The sequence below is a fragment of the Paenibacillus sp. IHBB 3054 genome (assembly GCF_051594305.1).
Taxonomy (GTDB): domain Bacteria; phylum Bacillota; class Bacilli; order Paenibacillales; family Paenibacillaceae; genus Paenibacillus_AQ.
The window spans coordinates 212,148-229,005 of sequence record NZ_JBOFBG010000006.1 but is presented as its reverse complement, the minus strand read 5'-3'; the positions used below and the strand labels follow the sequence as shown (position 1 = coordinate 229,005).

General features: G+C 50.7%; 17 protein-coding genes. 11 read left to right on the top strand and 6 right to left on the bottom strand.

The window, feature by feature from the left end:
- Window positions 1-26: 26 nt before the first annotated feature.
- Window positions 27-863 (top strand): MBL fold metallo-hydrolase, encoded by an 837-nt coding sequence (locus tag ACQ76X_RS10225; protein ID WP_438493478.1) that lies wholly within the window; start codon window positions 27-29, stop codon window positions 861-863.
- A 43-nt stretch (window positions 864-906) separates the two neighbouring features.
- Here ACQ76X_RS10225 and ACQ76X_RS10220 read toward each other — a convergent pair whose 3' ends face one another.
- Complete coding sequence (locus tag ACQ76X_RS10220; RefSeq protein ID WP_438493477.1) at window positions 907-1,746, bottom strand: SDR family oxidoreductase; 840 nt, start codon at window positions 1,744-1,746, stop codon at window positions 907-909.
- A 205-nt stretch (window positions 1,747-1,951) separates the two neighbouring features.
- Between ACQ76X_RS10220 and ACQ76X_RS10215 the strand changes: the two genes are divergently transcribed.
- Window positions 1,952-2,992 carry an AI-2E family transporter gene (locus ACQ76X_RS10215; RefSeq protein WP_438493475.1) on the top strand — a complete coding sequence of 347 codons (1,041 nt, stop codon included), beginning with the start codon at window positions 1,952-1,954 and terminating at the stop codon, window positions 2,990-2,992.
- Window positions 2,993-3,188: 196 nt separating this feature from the next.
- On the opposite strand, the gene ACQ76X_RS10210 is transcribed toward ACQ76X_RS10215, so the two are convergent.
- Window positions 3,189-3,623 (bottom strand): hypothetical protein, encoded by a 435-nt coding sequence (locus ACQ76X_RS10210; RefSeq protein ID WP_438493473.1) that lies wholly within the window; start codon window positions 3,621-3,623, stop codon window positions 3,189-3,191.
- 293 nt (window positions 3,624-3,916) lie between these two features.
- Between ACQ76X_RS10210 and ACQ76X_RS10205 the strand changes: the two genes are divergently transcribed.
- From ACQ76X_RS10205 to ACQ76X_RS10170, 8 genes are all read left to right on the top strand, one after another.
- Complete coding sequence (locus ACQ76X_RS10205) at window positions 3,917-4,612, top strand: response regulator transcription factor (RefSeq protein WP_438493471.1); 696 nt, start codon at window positions 3,917-3,919, stop codon at window positions 4,610-4,612.
- Entirely contained in the window at window positions 4,609-6,078 is a 1,470-nt protein-coding gene (locus tag ACQ76X_RS10200; protein WP_438493470.1) for a sensor histidine kinase, read from the top strand. The genes ACQ76X_RS10205 and ACQ76X_RS10200 overlap by 4 nt, the downstream gene beginning before the upstream one ends.
- Window positions 6,079-6,163: 85 nt before the next feature.
- Window positions 6,164-7,294, top strand: coding sequence for a hypothetical protein (locus tag ACQ76X_RS10195; protein ID WP_438493468.1), 1,131 nt, complete (start codon window positions 6,164-6,166; stop codon window positions 7,292-7,294).
- A 231-nt stretch (window positions 7,295-7,525) separates the two neighbouring features.
- Window positions 7,526-8,071 carry a MarR family winged helix-turn-helix transcriptional regulator gene (locus ACQ76X_RS10190; RefSeq protein WP_438493466.1) on the top strand — a complete coding sequence of 182 codons (546 nt, stop codon included), beginning with the start codon at window positions 7,526-7,528 and terminating at the stop codon, window positions 8,069-8,071.
- A gap of 151 nt (window positions 8,072-8,222) precedes the next feature.
- Window positions 8,223-9,677 (top strand): aryl-sulfate sulfotransferase, encoded by a 1,455-nt coding sequence (locus tag ACQ76X_RS10185; RefSeq protein WP_438493464.1) that lies wholly within the window; start codon window positions 8,223-8,225, stop codon window positions 9,675-9,677.
- Between the two features lie 30 nt (window positions 9,678-9,707).
- Complete coding sequence (locus ACQ76X_RS10180; RefSeq protein WP_438493462.1) at window positions 9,708-10,736, top strand: ABC transporter substrate-binding protein; 1,029 nt, start codon at window positions 9,708-9,710, stop codon at window positions 10,734-10,736.
- A gap of 90 nt (window positions 10,737-10,826) precedes the next feature.
- Complete coding sequence (locus ACQ76X_RS10175) at window positions 10,827-11,603, top strand: ABC transporter ATP-binding protein (RefSeq protein ID WP_438493461.1); 777 nt, start codon at window positions 10,827-10,829, stop codon at window positions 11,601-11,603.
- An 18-nt stretch (window positions 11,604-11,621) separates the two neighbouring features.
- Complete coding sequence (locus tag ACQ76X_RS10170) at window positions 11,622-12,398, top strand: ABC transporter permease (protein ID WP_438493540.1); 777 nt, start codon at window positions 11,622-11,624, stop codon at window positions 12,396-12,398.
- Window positions 12,399-12,485: 87 nt separating this feature from the next.
- Here the strand turns inward: ACQ76X_RS10170 and ACQ76X_RS10165 are convergent, their stop codons facing one another.
- On the bottom strand, window positions 12,486-12,857 hold the full coding sequence (locus ACQ76X_RS10165) for a hypothetical protein (RefSeq protein ID WP_438493459.1): 372 nt from the start codon (window positions 12,855-12,857) through the stop codon (window positions 12,486-12,488).
- Between the two features lie 174 nt (window positions 12,858-13,031).
- On the opposite strand from ACQ76X_RS10165, the gene ACQ76X_RS10160 reads away from it, so the two are divergent.
- Window positions 13,032-13,268, top strand: a complete 237-nt coding sequence (locus tag ACQ76X_RS10160) for a DUF6953 family protein (protein WP_438493457.1) — start codon at window positions 13,032-13,034, stop codon at window positions 13,266-13,268.
- 126 nt (window positions 13,269-13,394) lie between these two features.
- On the opposite strand, the gene ACQ76X_RS10155 is transcribed toward ACQ76X_RS10160, so the two are convergent.
- The 3 genes from ACQ76X_RS10155 to ACQ76X_RS10145 are packed head-to-tail and all read right to left on the bottom strand — an operon-like array spanning window position 13,395 to window position 16,760.
- Window positions 13,395-14,477, bottom strand: a complete 1,083-nt coding sequence (locus ACQ76X_RS10155) for a mannose-1-phosphate guanylyltransferase (protein WP_438493455.1) — start codon at window positions 14,475-14,477, stop codon at window positions 13,395-13,397.
- Entirely contained in the window at window positions 14,470-15,576 is a 1,107-nt protein-coding gene (locus ACQ76X_RS10150; RefSeq protein ID WP_438493454.1) for a glycosyltransferase, read from the bottom strand. Before ACQ76X_RS10150 ends, ACQ76X_RS10155 begins: the two co-directional genes overlap by 8 nt.
- Window positions 15,576-16,760, bottom strand: coding sequence for a glycosyltransferase family 4 protein (locus ACQ76X_RS10145; protein ID WP_438493452.1), 1,185 nt, complete (start codon window positions 16,758-16,760; stop codon window positions 15,576-15,578). The genes ACQ76X_RS10150 and ACQ76X_RS10145 overlap by 1 nt, the downstream gene beginning before the upstream one ends.
- Window positions 16,761-16,858 lie beyond the last annotated feature (98 nt).

Sequence of the window (16,858 nt, the reverse complement as noted above, 5' to 3'; positions counted from 1 at the left end):
GTTGATCCGGGCTAGGAGGGGAATCAGTGTTAAAATCGAAAAGCGCAGGCGTTACACTATTTCAGAGTGATCTCTATGAGACCAATTCGCTTGTAGTGGAGACTGCAGACTGTGTGCTGGTGGTGGATCCATGCTGGCTGCCGCGTGAAGTGGAGGAAATCCGGCAGTATGTAGAGAATACCCTTTCCGGCAGACGGCTGCTGCTGTTATTCACGCACTCTGATTATGATCATATTATCGGGTATGGGGCTTTCAAGGAGGCCGAAGTTATCGCCAGCAGAGCATTTGCAGGCAAAAGCGAAGAAGAGCGGAAGGCGATTATCGAGGATCTCCGGACCTTTGATGACAATTACTATCTGAGAAGGCCTTACGAGACAAATTATCCGGCGGTGGATCATATCATAGAACAGGATGGGCAAACGCTAGTATTCGGAGATATGGTGCTGACTTGCTATGTTGCGCCGGGGCATACGGATGATGGACTGTTTACCTTGGTTGAACCGCTCGGACTGTTCATTGCCGGAGACTATTTGTCGGACGTGGAGTTCCCCTATATTTATGACAACAGCCGTTCCTACGAGCAGACGCTGGGCAAACTGGAGCTGATCCTTGCCAATCATGCCATCACGCTGCTGGTTCCCGGACATGGGGAAGCGGCCGACAGTCTGCCCGAAATCTCGCGGCGCCAAACCGCAGGTCTCGCTTATATTCATAATCTGCGGACAGCTGTAGCCGAAGGCAAGCAGGAAGATATGGAACGCCTGATCGAAGGCTGCGCGTTCCCGCGTAATATGGCCAAATTCCACCGGAGCAACGGGGAGCTGATAGAGAAGGAGCTGGCTGAAACTGCCGGTGAGACTTGAAGACCGGAAACGCAGTTTAGAGCCAGCTCCTCTTTCAAGCCGTTTATAGATTGAGCTGGATCTTGCGGGTGTTGAGCATACCTTCGAGTCCGGTAGGGTCTGTGCTTATCTTGCGGGAGACGAAGGCTTCCGCCTGTTCCGAGGTGCGGATCCGCAGCGGCTTGGTTTCCATATGCACCAGGTCCCACATGACGTCCGCTACAGAAACAGCGGTCTGCGGCACCACGTTCCGCTGCAGGAATGTCGCGGTATAGGCATCAAGAACCGGCTTATATTCGTCCTCCAGAATTCCTCCGGTGTCGGCTACATGACCGAGCACGGTCTTGTTGAATTCAGTAGCGATGGCTCCCGGCTCAAGCAGCGTGACATCAATATTGAACTGCGGCTTGTAGTAGGTAGCCAGACTTTCCAGCAAGCCTTCCACTGCGAACTTGCTGGCGCAGTAGATCTCGTTCATCGGCTGGCCAACCAGTCCGCCGACGCTTGAAGTGGCTACAATATGTCCATATCCGGTGCGGCGCAACAGCGGCAGTGCGGCCCGAATCGTATGCATGACGCCATATACGTTAGTGTCAAATACCTTTTGAATGTCCTCCAGCGGTGCTTGTCCAAGCGCCCGGAGATAGCCAAAGCCCGCATTAGCAAACAACACATCAAGTTGGCCCTGCTCCTGATCAATCCGCTCGATCACAGCCTGAACCGATTCCGGCTTCGTAACCTCCAGCTCTACAAAATGAAGATTGCTCTCTCCACGGTACTGTTCCTGATCGCGTGCGGGGTTTCGTGTACCAGCGTAGACGATCCAGCCTTCACGCGCGAACTTCAAAGCCGAGGCCAGGCCAATTCCGGATGAGGCTCCGGTAATGCAAATGATTTTTCCCATAAGATAAAGACCTCCAGTGGCAGAAATAATTCTGCATATTTAGCGATTATTTTCCACATTATAGCATAATACAGGCTCGGCTCTGATAAGTTGACATAAAGTTTGTATTTCCGCGTAATTTAGGGGCCCTCCAAGTTGCTATAAGTGATTTCATTACTGTAGACTATAAATAAAAGTCCTAATTGCAAGCGAATGGAGAGGAACAATGGAAGTGTTCAAGCGTTACTACGCGAATTTAACAGCCCGGCGGTTTTTGATTCTGGCGCTGATCGCACTGTTGCTGTACAGTATTCGAGACATGCTGAATTTGGTGCTGCTGACGTTTTTGATTGCTTATGTAATGAACAGCTTTCAGGTATTGCTGACCAAGCGGACCAGTAGATTTGTTAAGGTGAACAGTAAGGTTATTATTATCATCTTATATCTCGCTTTAATCAGCATGATCGTGATGGCCCTCGTCAAATATCTGCCCAAGGTTTTTGAGCAAATTAAGCAATTAACCAATTTTCTCAGCACCTTAACCTCTGAAGATATTCCGCAGAATGAGATTATGCAGTATTTATTCAACATGCTGAAGGATTTGAACTATGAGTCCTATATGAAGAGCGGCATTGATTATGTGCTCAAGATCAGCAATTGGGGCACAACCTTCGTATTGTCAACCATTCTGAGCTTTGTTTTCATCCTGGAGAAGAACCGGATTGTCAGTTTTACCTCCCGCCTGAGAGAGAGCAAGATTTCCTGGTTCTATGTGGAGCTGGAGTATTTCGGCAAAAAATTCATCTCCTCCTTCGGCAAAGTCATTGAAGCCCAAATTCTGATAGCATTGTTCAATACTTTCTTCACGGTCATCGGGCTGTGGATTCTTGGTTTCCCGTACCTCTTCGCGCTGTCGATCATGATCTTCATGCTCAGCCTGATCCCGGTTGTCGGCTTTGTCATCTCCCTGATTCCGCTCTGCATTATCGGCTATAGCATCGGTGGGCTGGAAATGACGATCTATGTGCTGGCGATGATTGCAGTACTGCATTTTGTCGAAGGCTATTTCCTCAATCCGAAGCTGATGTCTTCCAAAATGAACCTGCCGATGTTCTACACCTTTATCGTGCTGCTGTTCTCCGAGCATTATATCGGCGTATGGGGACTTATTCTCGGCATTCCGATCTTCGTCTTCTTCTTGGATATTCTGGATATTACCCGGGAGAAGCAGGTGCCTCTGGATATTGAATCGAAAAAGACTCAATAACCCGTCAGTTTCCTTAGCGGCATAAGAAAAAGTGGCATTCCTACTTAACGAAGTTGGAATGCCACTTTTTCTTTGTTCAAATATAAGAATTTATATGCTGCACGCTATAAATTATCCTTCTATTTCTCGCTGAAACGGATACCGCCCTTTTGAGGACGGCGAAGCCGTTTCCACTTGCGATTGTTATGTAGTTCCGTTAATCGAATGAGGTAAGAACGCTTTGAGCCACAAGCTCGCTGAGTTCGGATTTCTGAGCGGTATATTGCTCCGAAGTAATGCTTCCGCTTGCCAGTCTGGCATCAAGCTGCTGTGTTAACTGGGCTACCTGCAGGTGAATAACGCTGTCAATATTCCCGCCGTTCTCTACAGCGATATCATGTAAGGACTTCCCGTCATAGAGTGCCTCGTACAACTTCTCGTCGGAGGATTGATTCAGTGCCTCCAGTAATTCATCTTTGTCATCCACATTGGTAGAAGTGGACCATTTGGCGACCGGAGCGGCGGCTGCAGCTGCTGCAGGCTTGCCCCAAGTGGTTCCTCCGAAGGACATGGCCACAATCATTGTTCCGACAATCATCACCCGTTTAATGTTCATGCGTTTAATGTTCATGTTCATATGTTTTATATTCATCAGTGTCATCCTCACTTTAAGTGTAATGTTATATCAATCAAGGGGCGTAGGTTACGGCAATTAGAACTTTAGCTTAAGCTTATTGTAAACGGTGAAGCTGAGGCTAAGCTTAAGTCTGGTTTAAGATAACCTAAAAATTAGGCTCCTGACGAATACTACGTTTAAATTGGCAAGCGGGTTCGTTTTTTTGGAAGCAGGCAAGGATTTTGGTCAAACAGGCGAACAAAGGTATACTACAAATAGAACAATTGGCCAAGAAATAATTAAACCGGAAGCGGGAAGGTGAACCGAAGATGGCTAAAAAAGTGCTTGTTGTCGATGACGAGCCGGGCATTGTAAGTGCGATTGCCTATGCGCTCCGCCGTGAAGGTTACGAGGTGGACACCGCCGCTGACGGCGAAGAGGCGCTTGGCAAGGTGTTGACCTTCCGGCCGAATGCCATGGTGCTGGATGTGATGATGCCGAAGCTGAGCGGATACGATGTATGCCGCAGGCTGGAGAACCGGAAGGACATCGGGATTATTCTGTTGACCGTCAAAAATGATATCGTTGATAAAATCGTCGGCCTGGAGCTGGGCGCGGATGATTATATGACCAAGCCGTTCGAAATCCGTGAGCTGCTGGCCCGTGTCAAGGCGCTCTTGCGCAGGCTGGACAAACAAGGCGGAGAGACTCCAGGCGAGATTATCGAATATGGGGCGCTGCGCGTGTATCCCGGACGGCGAAGCGCGGAGCTTGACGGGCAGCAGCTTGAGCTGACGCCAAAGGAATTTGATCTGCTGCTTCTCCTGCTGTCCCACCCGCAGCGTGTCTATATGCGCGAAGAGCTGCTGGAACAGGTATGGGAAATGGATTATGCCGGAGGTACACGTACGGTGGACATCCACATCCAGCGGCTGCGCAAAAAGCTGGGCGATCCGTACCAGAATGTGCTGCAAACCGTCTATGGGGTCGGATATAAAGCCATTCCTGCCGGGAGTTACCCATGAGGATCAGCATCAAGCTGAAATTCAGCCTGTTCCTGGCCGTACTGCTCATTCTGGCTGTAAGTGTGCTGAGCTATTTTGTGCTGCAAGGTGTAGCCAGGAACCAGCAGCTGCAGGCTGAAGACTACCTGGACCAGCATGTCAAAACAGTGAATTTGCGGGTGAAGCAGACGTATTATACGGGTGCCCGTCTCGAACCGCAGGCATTCATGCAGCAGCGGGGCAGATCGCTGGCTGTGGAGCTGGCCGGGTTCACCGGCCTGGAAGTCACACTTTACGATGCGGCGGGGCAGATCGTTGGCAGCTCGGTCCAAGGAGAGACTGCCCCGGCAGGGCAGGATGTCTCCGGTGCGCTGGCCTATGCGTTGCAGAATAAAATCGCCTACCAGAACGCAGCGGATGACAAGCTGCTTTATCTGGCTCCTGTGCAAGGACCGGAGAAGCAGATGGGTGTTGTGCAGCTGCAGTATTCGCTGAAGAGCGCCCAAAGCTTCCAGCAAACCTTACAGAACCTGTTCCTGACGACCGGTGCGGCCGTGCTGGTGCTCAGCTTCATCGTCGGCTATCTGTATTTCAACCGTGCCGCTGCGGCGATCGGGCGGCTTAAGAAGGCGGCAGAGTCGATCCGTCGCGCCGAATATATCTCTGCTCCACCGGTAAAGCGGAAGGATGAGCTGGGCGAGCTGGCTGAAGGCATTTACTTCATGAGCCGCGAGATTGAGAGCAGCATTGCCGCAAAGGATGAGGAGCAACGCAAGCTGCAGCTGGCCGTCACCAAGCTGCAGGCGCTGGAGCAGCAGCAGAAGCAGTATATCGGCAATATCAGTCATGAATTCAAGACGCCGCTGACCTCTATAAAAGCTTATGTAGACCTGCTGAATATGTATGACGATGATCCCAAGCTGTTGTTTGATGCCAAGCTCAATATTGCCAAAGAGACTGAGCGGCTGTATGAGATGGTTGAGAAGGTGCTGCAGCTGACGGCGCTGGAGAAATACGATTTTGAGTCACAGGCTGAACTGCTGGAGGTGGCTGAAGGCCTGGAGGATATTTGCGGACGCATGAACGGCAAGGCGGAGCGCTACGGGATTACGATTACGCTGGATGCCGAGCCCGCCCATATCTGGATTGATAAGGAGAGCTTTATGCATATCTTTATCAATCTGCTCGACAATGCGATCAAATATAATGTTCCGCAAGGGAGCGTTCATCTTCATAGCGAGGTCCGGGACCAGCGGGTATGGATCACCATCAAGGATTCCGGCATTGGGATTCCTCCCGAGGCCCGCGACAAGATTTTTGAACCCTTCTTCACGGTCAACCGTGACCGTTCCAGAGCCTCAGGCGGGACTGGACTGGGCCTATCCTTGGTGCGCAATCTGGTGGAGAAGCAGAACGGAACCATTGCCCTGCTGGAGACAGAAGGGGAAGGGGCGGCATTTGAGTTGTCTTTTCCGAGGGTCACTTAATTTACAATTTGGAAACATCCGGAGGCGTTTTGGAAATATTCTTCCGGTATGCTTGGAGCAACTTAAGCTTGTAGGAGGAACGATCATGGCTGCAAAGATAGGCGGCAAGCCGAGCAGGGTAGGTAAGTCGGCGCTGCTTCTGGTGTGCACGGCAGTACTGTTGTCCACAGCGGCTTGCAATACGGGAGCAACGGAGTCCCGGCAGGTCATAGAGAAATCCGGCCAGAAGATCACCGTTCTGGACAATACCAGCGAATCGGTCTACACGAAGCTGGAGCTGGAGGGCATTGACAAGGTGGAGAATGTCCGTGGAATGGATTTTGTCAGTGAAGACAGCCTCGTTGTGGATAAGGAGAATCGCCAGCTTCCTGCGCAGACGGTTGAGGGCCAGAAACGTTATCCGCATAATCTCTATCTGCATAACCTTTCCACGGGTGAAGATACTCCGCTCCTGGGAGGGGAGAAGAATTACGGCTCGGCCCTGCTGTCTCCCGACAAGAAGCATCTTCTCTACAAAGAGTTGGAGGATTTCACCGGCTTTGGCTACATTATGAATCTGGAGACCGGAGTATCCGTACAGGTGGACGATACGCAGTTCAGGAGCGAAGAGGGGAAATGGATTGATAACGGGCAGATTCTTTTTCCCGATATGGAAGGCAATATTTTTAAAGCCGATCTGAAAGGTGATCAAGAAATTGTGGTTAAACCCGGTGCGGCGTATGTTCATGAGGTGGTGCAGTCGGGAAGCCTGATCTATTACGTCACAGGTGAAGAGGCGGAGTTGAACGCTTACAATACCGAAACGAAGCAATCCAAACTGCTGAAGAAAAGTGTCATGTGGGTTATTCCTTCACCGGACGGGAGCAGGCTGGCTATTGTAAAACGGACCAAGCCGGGAGAAATGATCCTGGTTCTCTGCGATACGGAGGGCAATGAGCAGTCAACACTAGCTTCGGCGCAGCAAATATTCGGAACCAGCTGGTCCCCGGACGGCAGCAAGCTGGCTTATGCACTGACTGCCGGAAACGCTGCTTCGGGTCAGGACGGTTTATTTATTACCGAAGTGGAAACGGGCGAACAAACACCGGTTCTGGCTGACATTGAAGTGGCCGACCAGCTGCGCTGGAGCCCTTCCGGCAAGAAGTTGCTCGCTTCTTCCGGCATTTTGAAGGATAATGCTTACCAGTTCATAACTTATGTGATCCGGTTAACTTAAGATGAAGATACGGGGCATCCTGCGGGATGCTTTTTATTTTCTCTAAATCCACACTTGACAGGTTGGTTTAAAGGGGTTTATGATTACTGCAATAATTCACCAGTCATTAAATGAACAGTGAAATAATTACCTGAGCCGATTGGACCGCCAAAGGCTCCCGCATGATTCCCCTATGGGAGGATGTGCCGGGAGTCTTTTTTTGTTGGCTGATGGAAGGGAAGTAGGGAGAGCATGACGGAAGAACAATGGGAGCAGCTGGAAGAGGCGGATTATCTGTTCCGCAAAATGGTACGCAGGTTTGTGAAGGAGCGTGACCGTGTAAGTGTTGCGGGGATTACCTTGCCGGGTATGCTGATTCTGCACAAAATCATCCGCGAGGGTGAGCAGCGGCTTGGCGATCTGGCCGGGCAGCTCGATTTCACCTCCGGTGCGATTACTGCACTAAGCGATAAGCTGGAGGCCGGCGGGTATACAGTGCGCAGGCGCAAGGAAGATGACCGCAGAACCGTATTACTCGATATTACAGCCAAGGGCAGGGAAATGGCCGAGCGCAACAGCAACATCGGGGCCCGATGTATCACGCTTCTGTTCGAGGGCTTCACGGAGGAGGAGCTTGAGCTGCAGAGCCGCTTTTATGAACGGATCATCAGCAATCTGGAGGGATTCTCGGATACGCTGCTGGCGCTGGCGCAGCAGAATGCCGAGCCCCCCGTTCCTGCCAGCCCTGAACAGAAGCCGCGGAGAACCGTGACAGAGAGCAAATATCTTAGTTACTGAGAAAATAATGTCTATGCTTCCGAAGCGAGTTTTGTTCGAAGTGACTCAGGAAGTGTATACACACAAAACTTAAGCAAATGCTTCCGAAGCGAGTTTTGTTCGAAGCCGATTCAGGAAGCCAATACACACAAAACTTTAAGGAGAGATGATTATGGGACATTCAACAGTTTATCCAACAGGAGCAACAGTGTACAATCCGGCCAAGGCGTGGAGCGGCTATACGGTATTTCAGGCGGGTGAAGAAGGTGTAGTGCTGATCGACATGAACGGCAAAGAGGTTCATCTGTGGCAGGGGCTGCTCGGCTTTCCGGCCAAAATCCTCCCCGGCGGTTATGTACTAGGCAGCACGGGCCGGAGAGATCCGAAGTTTGGCATTCAGGATAATGTGGATCTGGTGCAGGTCGATTGGGATGGCAATATCGTCTGGAAGTACAACAGCTATGAGCATATTGAAGATCCCGGCTATGAGCCGCTGTGGTATGCCCGCCAGCACCACGATTACCAGCGGGAAGGTAATCCGGTCGGGTATTACGCTCCGGGGCTTGAGCCTAAGGTAAGCAGCGGCAAGACATTAATTCTCGCCCATAAGAACCTGCACAACGAAATCATCTCCAACAAAGAGCTGCTGGATGACACCATTCTTGAAGTGGACTGGGAAGGCAAAATCATCTGGGAGTGGAAGGCCAGCGATCACTTTGCTGAACTGGGCTTTGACGAAGCGGCCCGTAATGTCCTGTTCCGCGACCCTAACACGCGTTCCTTCGGTAATCTCGGCGGCGGCGTAGGCGACTGGCTGCATATCAACTCTGCATCGTACGTGGGGCTGAACAAGTTCTATGATAATGGAGACGAACGGTTTCACCCCGATAACGTCATCTGGGATGCCCGGGAAGCGAACATCATCGCAATTACGGACAGGAAAACAGGTGCTATTGTCTGGCGGCTCGGACCGGACTATTCTCTCCCTGAAGTGAAGCATATCGGATGGATTATCGGCCAGCATCACGCTCACATTATTCCAAAAGGGCTGCCGGGTGAAGGCAATCTTCTCGTATTCGACAACGGCGGCTGGGGCGGTTACGGTCTGCCGAATCCGGCATCACCTTTCGGGCAGAAGAATGCGGTGCGCGACCACTCCCGTATCCTGGAGATTGATCCCGTAACGTTAGAGGTCGTATGGCAATACACCTCGGCAGAGGCCGGATTCTCAGTTCCGACGGATTCCTATAAATTTTACAGTCCTTATATCAGCTCGGCCCAGCGGCTAGCCAATGGGAACACGTTGATTACTGAAGGATCGAACGGCAGATTGTTTGAGGTTACTCCGGAGTATGAGCTGGTCTGGGAGTATGTCTCGCCATTTACCGACCGCCGAAACACGAATATGGTCTACCGTTCCTACCGGGTGCCGTATGCATGGGTGCCGCAATTGGAGAAGCCGAAGGAAATTGCGATTGAACCAATAGATGTGACCACCTTCAGAGTGCCTGGTGCAGCGCCGAAGGGCTCGGATTCTGTAGTAAGTGTAGCGACAACCCTGCCGTTTGTAGAAGGAGCTGCTTGTGTGGCTACCGCTGATGAGAGCGCTGTTCTGAGAGCGAGATAGATTAATTCCAAAATGAAGAGGTGTGTTTCCTTGAAAAAATCCTGGTATGGTTCTGTTTTTCTGCTCTTATCCTTATCTTTCGTAATTCTTATGTCAGGCTGCAGTTCCAAGGGGGATGCCGCCGCGTCTGAGGGATCATCCGGCAGCAAGGAGAAGACCGTGAAAATCAAGATTGCCGACACGAATTCCAATCCGACCTTCCGTGTAGCTCTAAATATAGGTTTCTTCAAAAATCATGGAATCGACGCGGAAATTGTCAACTTTGGCACCCCCGCAGAGGGTGTGAATGCTCTTTTCATCAAGCAGGTGGATGTATCCTACGGTGCTGACTTCCCGCTGCTGAACGCTGTTTCCAAAGGCGGATATTCGATCATTGCTTCTGCCGGTCTGGCTACCGATCAGGCTGCGGCGGCGTGGAAGCTGTACGTGAGGGATGAGATCCAGAGTGCCGCCGATCTGAAAGGCAAGAATCTTAGCTTCCTGCGCGGAACCTTCCTACCGTATCTGTGGGATGAATACCTGAAGGAGCAGGGCATCGCGTTAAGTGATGTGAAGCTTACCGGGCAGGGGGCTTTTGACGAAGCCTTTATTGCCCTGAAGCAAGGAGATATTGATGCCACCTGGGTCATCGGTTCAGCATTGGAAGATAAGCTGAATGCCTTAGAAGGTGTGCATCAGTTAACTGACATGTCCAAAACTCCAGTGCGGCTGGGTACAGGAATTGTGGCCGGCAATGAGCTTCTGGAGGCAAAGCCGGATGTGATCGGAGGATTCCTGGCGGCTGTTGCTGAAGCGTCAGCCTATGCCCAGGAGCATCCAGATGAAGTGGCGGATCTCATGTACGAGGAAGTGAAGCAGCCGAGAGAAAATACGCTGAAGGATCTGCCTGTTAACCCATGGGAGGTTGGCTTTACACAGGCTGCCTATGACAGCTTGGCAGGCCAGAAGAAATACATGGTCGAGACGGGTATCATCGCACAGGACTTTGACCTGGACAGCAAGCTGAATCTGGAGCCGCTGAAGAAGGCTTTGCCGGATGCAGTAACCTACGGCAAATAACATGCTCTTATGAAGCGGGTTCCGAAGCCAGTTCTGACCAAGGCTGACCGAGGAGCCCTATGCTATACAAAACTTTTAGGAGGTGTCCATATGGCCTTAACTGCCAAGCAGAATGCCATTCATATCGAGCAGCTTCGCAAAAGCTACAGCGAGCCTGCAGCCGGAGACGTCCATTACATTATCAAAGATGTGAATCTGGTCATTAAAGGCGGGGAGTTTTTTGTTCTGCTCGGACCGAGCGGCTGCGGGAAATCGACGCTGCTGAATATGATTGCCGGGTTTGTCTCCAAATCCGGAGGAAACCTCAGAGTGGATAATGTTGAAGTGGATAGACCCGGCCGGGACCGCGCAGTTGTATTCCAGCAGGCAGACTCCTCCTTGTTCCCGTGGCTGACGGTGCGTGAGAATGTGGAATTTGGGCTGCGGATGAAAAAGACACCGAAGCCGGAGCGGCGCACAATTTCGGACCGCTATATCGGGCTTGTCGGATTGAAGGGTCATGAGGAGAAGTATCCCAAAGAGCTCTCGGGCGGCATGAAGCAGCGGGTGCAGCTGGCACGTGTGCTTGCGAACGATCCTGCCATCCTGCTGATGGATGAGCCGTTCGGTGCGCTGGATGCGATGACCCGGCGGACGATGCAGAAGGAACTGGTCAATATTTGGCGTGAAACGCACAAGACCATTATTTTCGTCACCCATGATATTCAGGAGGCGCTGCTGCTCGGTGAACGGATCGGCATTATGTCCGTAGGTCCATCCTCCAATATTACGGATATTTACGACAACACGCTCTCCTATCCGCGAGATGTGGCATCACCGGAGTTCTACTCGCTGTACAACCAAATTCAAGGCCATTTCGAAGAATAGGATAGGGTGTGAAGCATGATGAAATGGATAGAGAAAAAATGGGTCTCCGTCACTTTGCTGTGGTTGGCCGCACTGGCGATCTGGCAATTGGGTGCAGTGCTCTATGGACCTGATGTGATCCCCGGACCGTGGGCTACACTTAAAGGCGGCCGGGAGCTGATTAGTGACGGTACCTTGATGAAATATATCGGCATCAGCTTCTACCGGGTGCTGGTCGGCTGGGTGCTGGGCAGTCTGATTGCCATCCCTGTAGGACTTGTAATCGGCAAAGTTCATGTGATCCGTATTTTTGCGGAGCCGTTTCTGAATTTTATCCGTTTTATTCCGCCGATCGCCTTCATTACGCTGTTTCTGGTCTGGTTCGGCATCGGAGAGCAATCGAAGATCGCGCTGATCATGTACGCGACATTTTTTATTGTGGTGTTGAATACGCTGACCGGGGTGGTGTCTGTGGAAGAGGATAAAATCCGTTCGGCACGCAGCATGGGCGCAAGTGAATGGCAAATTCTGCTGCATGTTATCGTTCCGGCTACGACTCCGTATATTTTTACCGGCGTGCGTCTGGCGATGGGAACCTCCTATATGGCGATTATCGGTGCTGAAATGATCGCTTCGAACGAAGGCGTAGGCTATCTGATCTGGAATTCGCGGCTGTTTTTCCGCACGGACTGGATTTTTGTTGGGCTGTTCTGCCTTGGGTTTATGGGGTTTTTCACCGACCGGTTGTTCAACTGGTTCGGGCGTAAGATGCTGTATCGCTACGGTGTGGTTAGCGTGGCAGTGCGGAAGCGGTAGCTATTTCCTTCATATTGAATCGTCAAACAACCGCCCGGTTCTCCGGGCGGTTGTTTGATCTTCTATAGTAATGACGAATAGGCGGGGTTACGGGCGGTCAGCCGTTCTTTGGCTCCATATGGAATGGGCCGACAGGACAATAAATGAAGCATACAGGCTGAGCAGGAACCACTCATGAAAATGATAGGCAGGCAATGCAGTCAACAGCAGCCCCACAATATTAAACAGAACAAGCCGCATGACTAAGGATTTGCAGAAAAGGGACAGTGCGAAGTTTAATACACTCATGATCAGATTATAAAAATATATAAACAGAAAAATACCGAGGAAATTAAACCCCCAGGAGAACCCCAGCGGAGAATGGCCGATTACAGAGGCTGTTATGAATGCAAAGACAGCACTAATCCCAAGTGAAAAATATACCGTGTTCAGAAATAGCTCTTTGTATGCTCTGTTCATCTTTGTTCCTCCAGAGGATTTGGAATCTTGTTTTCTATAAATACTGACGCAGTGAAGTAATTTAAGTTTCATCTGGGCACTTACACCTGATGCGGACGTTTCCAGGATTCGGCGCTATTTATGCTATAATGGGGGAACATTGAAATTGAGGATGATCGAAAGGGGCAACACCTGATGGGAGTTACTGCGCAAGAGGTTGCGGAGTGGATGGTCAAGGAGATCCAATTTACCGGAACTTTGTACCAGACCGCTGCGATTGAATATGTGAAGGCGAATTTTGGCGAGCAATTTGTATTTGTGAACGAGAACGGAAATGCTTCGCTGTCCAAGGATGTGAAGAAGGCTTTCCGCAAGCTGCATGCCGGAAGGATTGCCTGGGACCGTGACGGCTTCCTGTGGGCGTGGACCTAATTGCGGGAATCCCGAACATATATAAATGAATTCGTGAAAAAGTGACCGTTGCTCTAATAGCAACAGTCACTTTTTTTTGAAATAAATAAGCCGGAAGCCACAGCCAATCTTACATTTTTGCGGAATTTAGATATATGCAGTCATGCCCTTTTCCTTGAGCAGATCGACGATGTCCTTGACGGATTGTGCTTTGTCCTTGGGGCAGATGAGGACCGCATCCCCGGTATCGGCAATGATAAATCCCTCTACACCTATCGTGGTAATCAGCCGCCCGTTTCCGTAAATGATCGAATTGCGGGTATCAATGCCTATATGATTGGCTTTAATAATGTTGCCGGACTCATCCGGAGGGAAGATGGCGCCGAGCGCATCCCAACTGCCGATATCATTCCATCCGAATTGGCCGGACAGGACAACGACCTCGTCAGAACGCTCCAGGATTCCGTAATCAATCGAAATATTTTGAAGCAGGGGATAAATGCGGTTAATCGTCTCCGCTTCCTGATCTGTGCCAAGCGCCTCGCTGATCGGCAGCATAGTGTTGTACAGCCGGGGCAGGTAACGTTTGAAATTATCAAGGATTACGGATGTCTTCCAGATGAAAATCCCGCTGTTCCATAAATAATTGCCTGACGCGAGATAACCCTGGGCTTTCTGGAAATTCGGCTTCTCCACAAATTCAGCCACATCATAGACCGCTACCGGACTTGCTGAAATGGGTTCTTTGTCATAGGCGATGTAACCATAGCCTGTAGAAGGAAAGGTGGGCTTGATGCCGATCGTGACAATCCGGTCACTTTCCATGGCTACCGTACAGGCTTCATCCAGCGTAAGCCGGAACTGCGGTTCATCAGTGATATAGTGATCGGAGGGCAGGACGACCATCAAGGAATCCTCTTGGGCCATATGCTGTATAGAGAACGCAGCGAACAGGATACTGGCGGAGGTATTGCGGGCCACGGGTTCAATCAGAATATTGCTCTTCTGCACGCTACTGTGCATAATGCTCTCCAGCAGCACGGCCTGGGTGCGGTTTGTCACGATGACGGTGTTCTCCTGGGGAATAATGCCCTTGAAGCGTTCAATCGTATCGTTGAGCATAATGTCATTGCCGCTGATATTGAGCAGCTGCTTGGGAATTTCCTGTCTGGACAGCGGCCAGAACCGGGTGCCCCCTCCGCCGGCAAGGATGGTCGCGTATTTATCCATGATGGGTCACCAGATGGGCGATCGAGAAGGAAATGATGCTTTCCGAGCCTTGATTCAGATTCAGCCCGCTGCTGTGGATGCCGTCATAGCAAGCCCCGGATTGAGGATCAATCAGCGGCAGATTTAAGGAATTATGCCCTGTGTACCATGCATAGCATAAGTCAGCCTGCTGCAGATAAGACGGGTCCTGAAGCACGGAGGCAGCTTCCCGGCAGGTCAGCAGCATTTCGCAGGCTTCAATTGGCTGCTCGTCGTAGAGAGCCGGCTCTCCGCCGCGCAGCAGCCAGCCGTGGCTGCCGATGGGCTTGTAATAGCCCTCCCGGGCAAAAGTCCGTGAAGCAAGGAAATCAAGGCTTTCTTTGGCTGTATGTTTAAGCGCAGCATTTCCGGACAGCTTGAAAGCCCTCAGCAGCGCCCAGGGAAGCATGGAATTTCCGTACGTAAGGCTGTCTTCGTACCAGTTCCAGCCGTCTCCCTTGGTGCGGTTATACTGATTATGCAGCCGGACAGCGATGCGCTCAATCAGGCCGGTGATGAAGTCTTTGGACAGAAATGCCTTTTCCTCTGCCGTGCTTGGCGTATGGGGATAGGGAAAGGAGTAGGTTAACGCGCCGGGCGTTTTGATCAGATAACTGAGGCCTACGACGGCATAAGCTACGGCACGGGGCGAACCAAGCTTTTCTATATGCGGCAGCGCCTGATTGATCAGATAACGGCAGGTATTCAGCAGGTTGTCGGGCAGAATTGACGAATAGGAGAGTGCGAAGCCTAGCGCCCAAAGTGTACGCCCCTGGCAATCCTCGGAGCCGCTGTCCTCGAGAAATGAACGGCTATAATCCATGAAGTTCCGGAAGTTGCCCTGCTCATTTTGTGCGTGATGAATGAAGGAGAGATACGTGTGGATCAGGTCGAGCGAGCCGGAATCCTGATCCTTGTTATACAACAGAACGGCTGCAATTAAAGCCCGGGCGTTGTCATCGGTCGTATAGCCCTTCGAACGGTCGGGGACGCCAAACTTGGTATGCTGGAAAATCCCCGTATCATCGGTTATTCTGCGCATGTAATCCGCCTTGAACGTTACAGCAACGGAGGTTTGCATCAAATCACACTCCGGTCTGCCAGGCTCGCTTGCGAAATTTTTTCCTGAAAAATCGCAGCGTAGGATTTAGCGACTTCATTCCACATCATCGTTTGGCCCAGCTCCTGGGTCTGTTTCTCCATGGCCTCCACTTTGGCCGGATCATCCAGCAGTTCCAGGATGCAGTCTTCCAGCGAAGCTGAATCACGGAATTTTGCCAGCAGGCCTCTGCCTTCGGCAAGCATTTCTTCGGCATAGCGGTAAGGGGTGGAGACAATTACTCTTCCATAACCAACGCCATAGGCAAGCGTGCCGCTTACGGCTTGATCCTTGCCGAGATAGGGGGTCAAGTAGATATCGGACATCACCAGCGACTCAATAACTTCTTCCTGGGTCAACAGCTTATCGACAAAGAGCACATTATCGGACAGACCGAATTCGCTGACGAGGTCCGTCAGTTTTTGCCGGTACACTTCACCCGTTTCCAGCTTGACCACCGGATGGGTTTTGCCCCAGATAATATATAGCGCATCCGGATGCTGCTTCACCACTCCGCGCATGGCCTGAATGGCATATTCAATCCCCTTGCCGGGACTTAAAAAGCCGAAGGTAGAGAGGATTTTGCGTTCTCCGAAACCATACTGCACTTTAAGCTCCGCTCTAGGGGCTGTTTTTACATAAGGTACACCGTGATGGATACAGGCGATCTTCGAATCCTCGATATTATAGATGGAGGTCAGATCGTGTAGGGTGGATTGGGCCATCGTTACTACCTTGACACTTCCCTTTGCAATCCGGCTGATAATAAGGTGCTGCTTGGCTGTAGGTTCTCTTAATACGGTATGAAAAATAGCTACATACGGCAATTCGAGCCTTTCGATCAATGACAGCAGATATTCTCCGCTTTCTCCGCCGTAGATGCCGAATTCATGCTGGATAACGAGCAAATGGGCGTCTGATTTGTTAAGCTCATCGGCGGCCTCTATATAGTCAGACAACTTATCTTGGTTAATTTCCCTCATGACTTGGTCGCTGTACTGGTAAGTTTCATTGTTGTTCATGGCAATGACCCGAGGCGCATTGAAACCCTGAAGCCCGGTAAATTGATCTAATAAATCCTGGGTAAACGTAGCAATTCCGCATTCTCTAGGCAGGCTTGTAGATAGAAAAACAATGTTTCGGTTGTTGCTGTCATGATTCAACATAAAGAGCCTCCTAAAATTTTATGAATAAAAAAAAGAAAATAAAGAGTTCTTTATTTTCTGGAATGGGAATTGGTATAAAATTTGTCTTCTTCAATTTA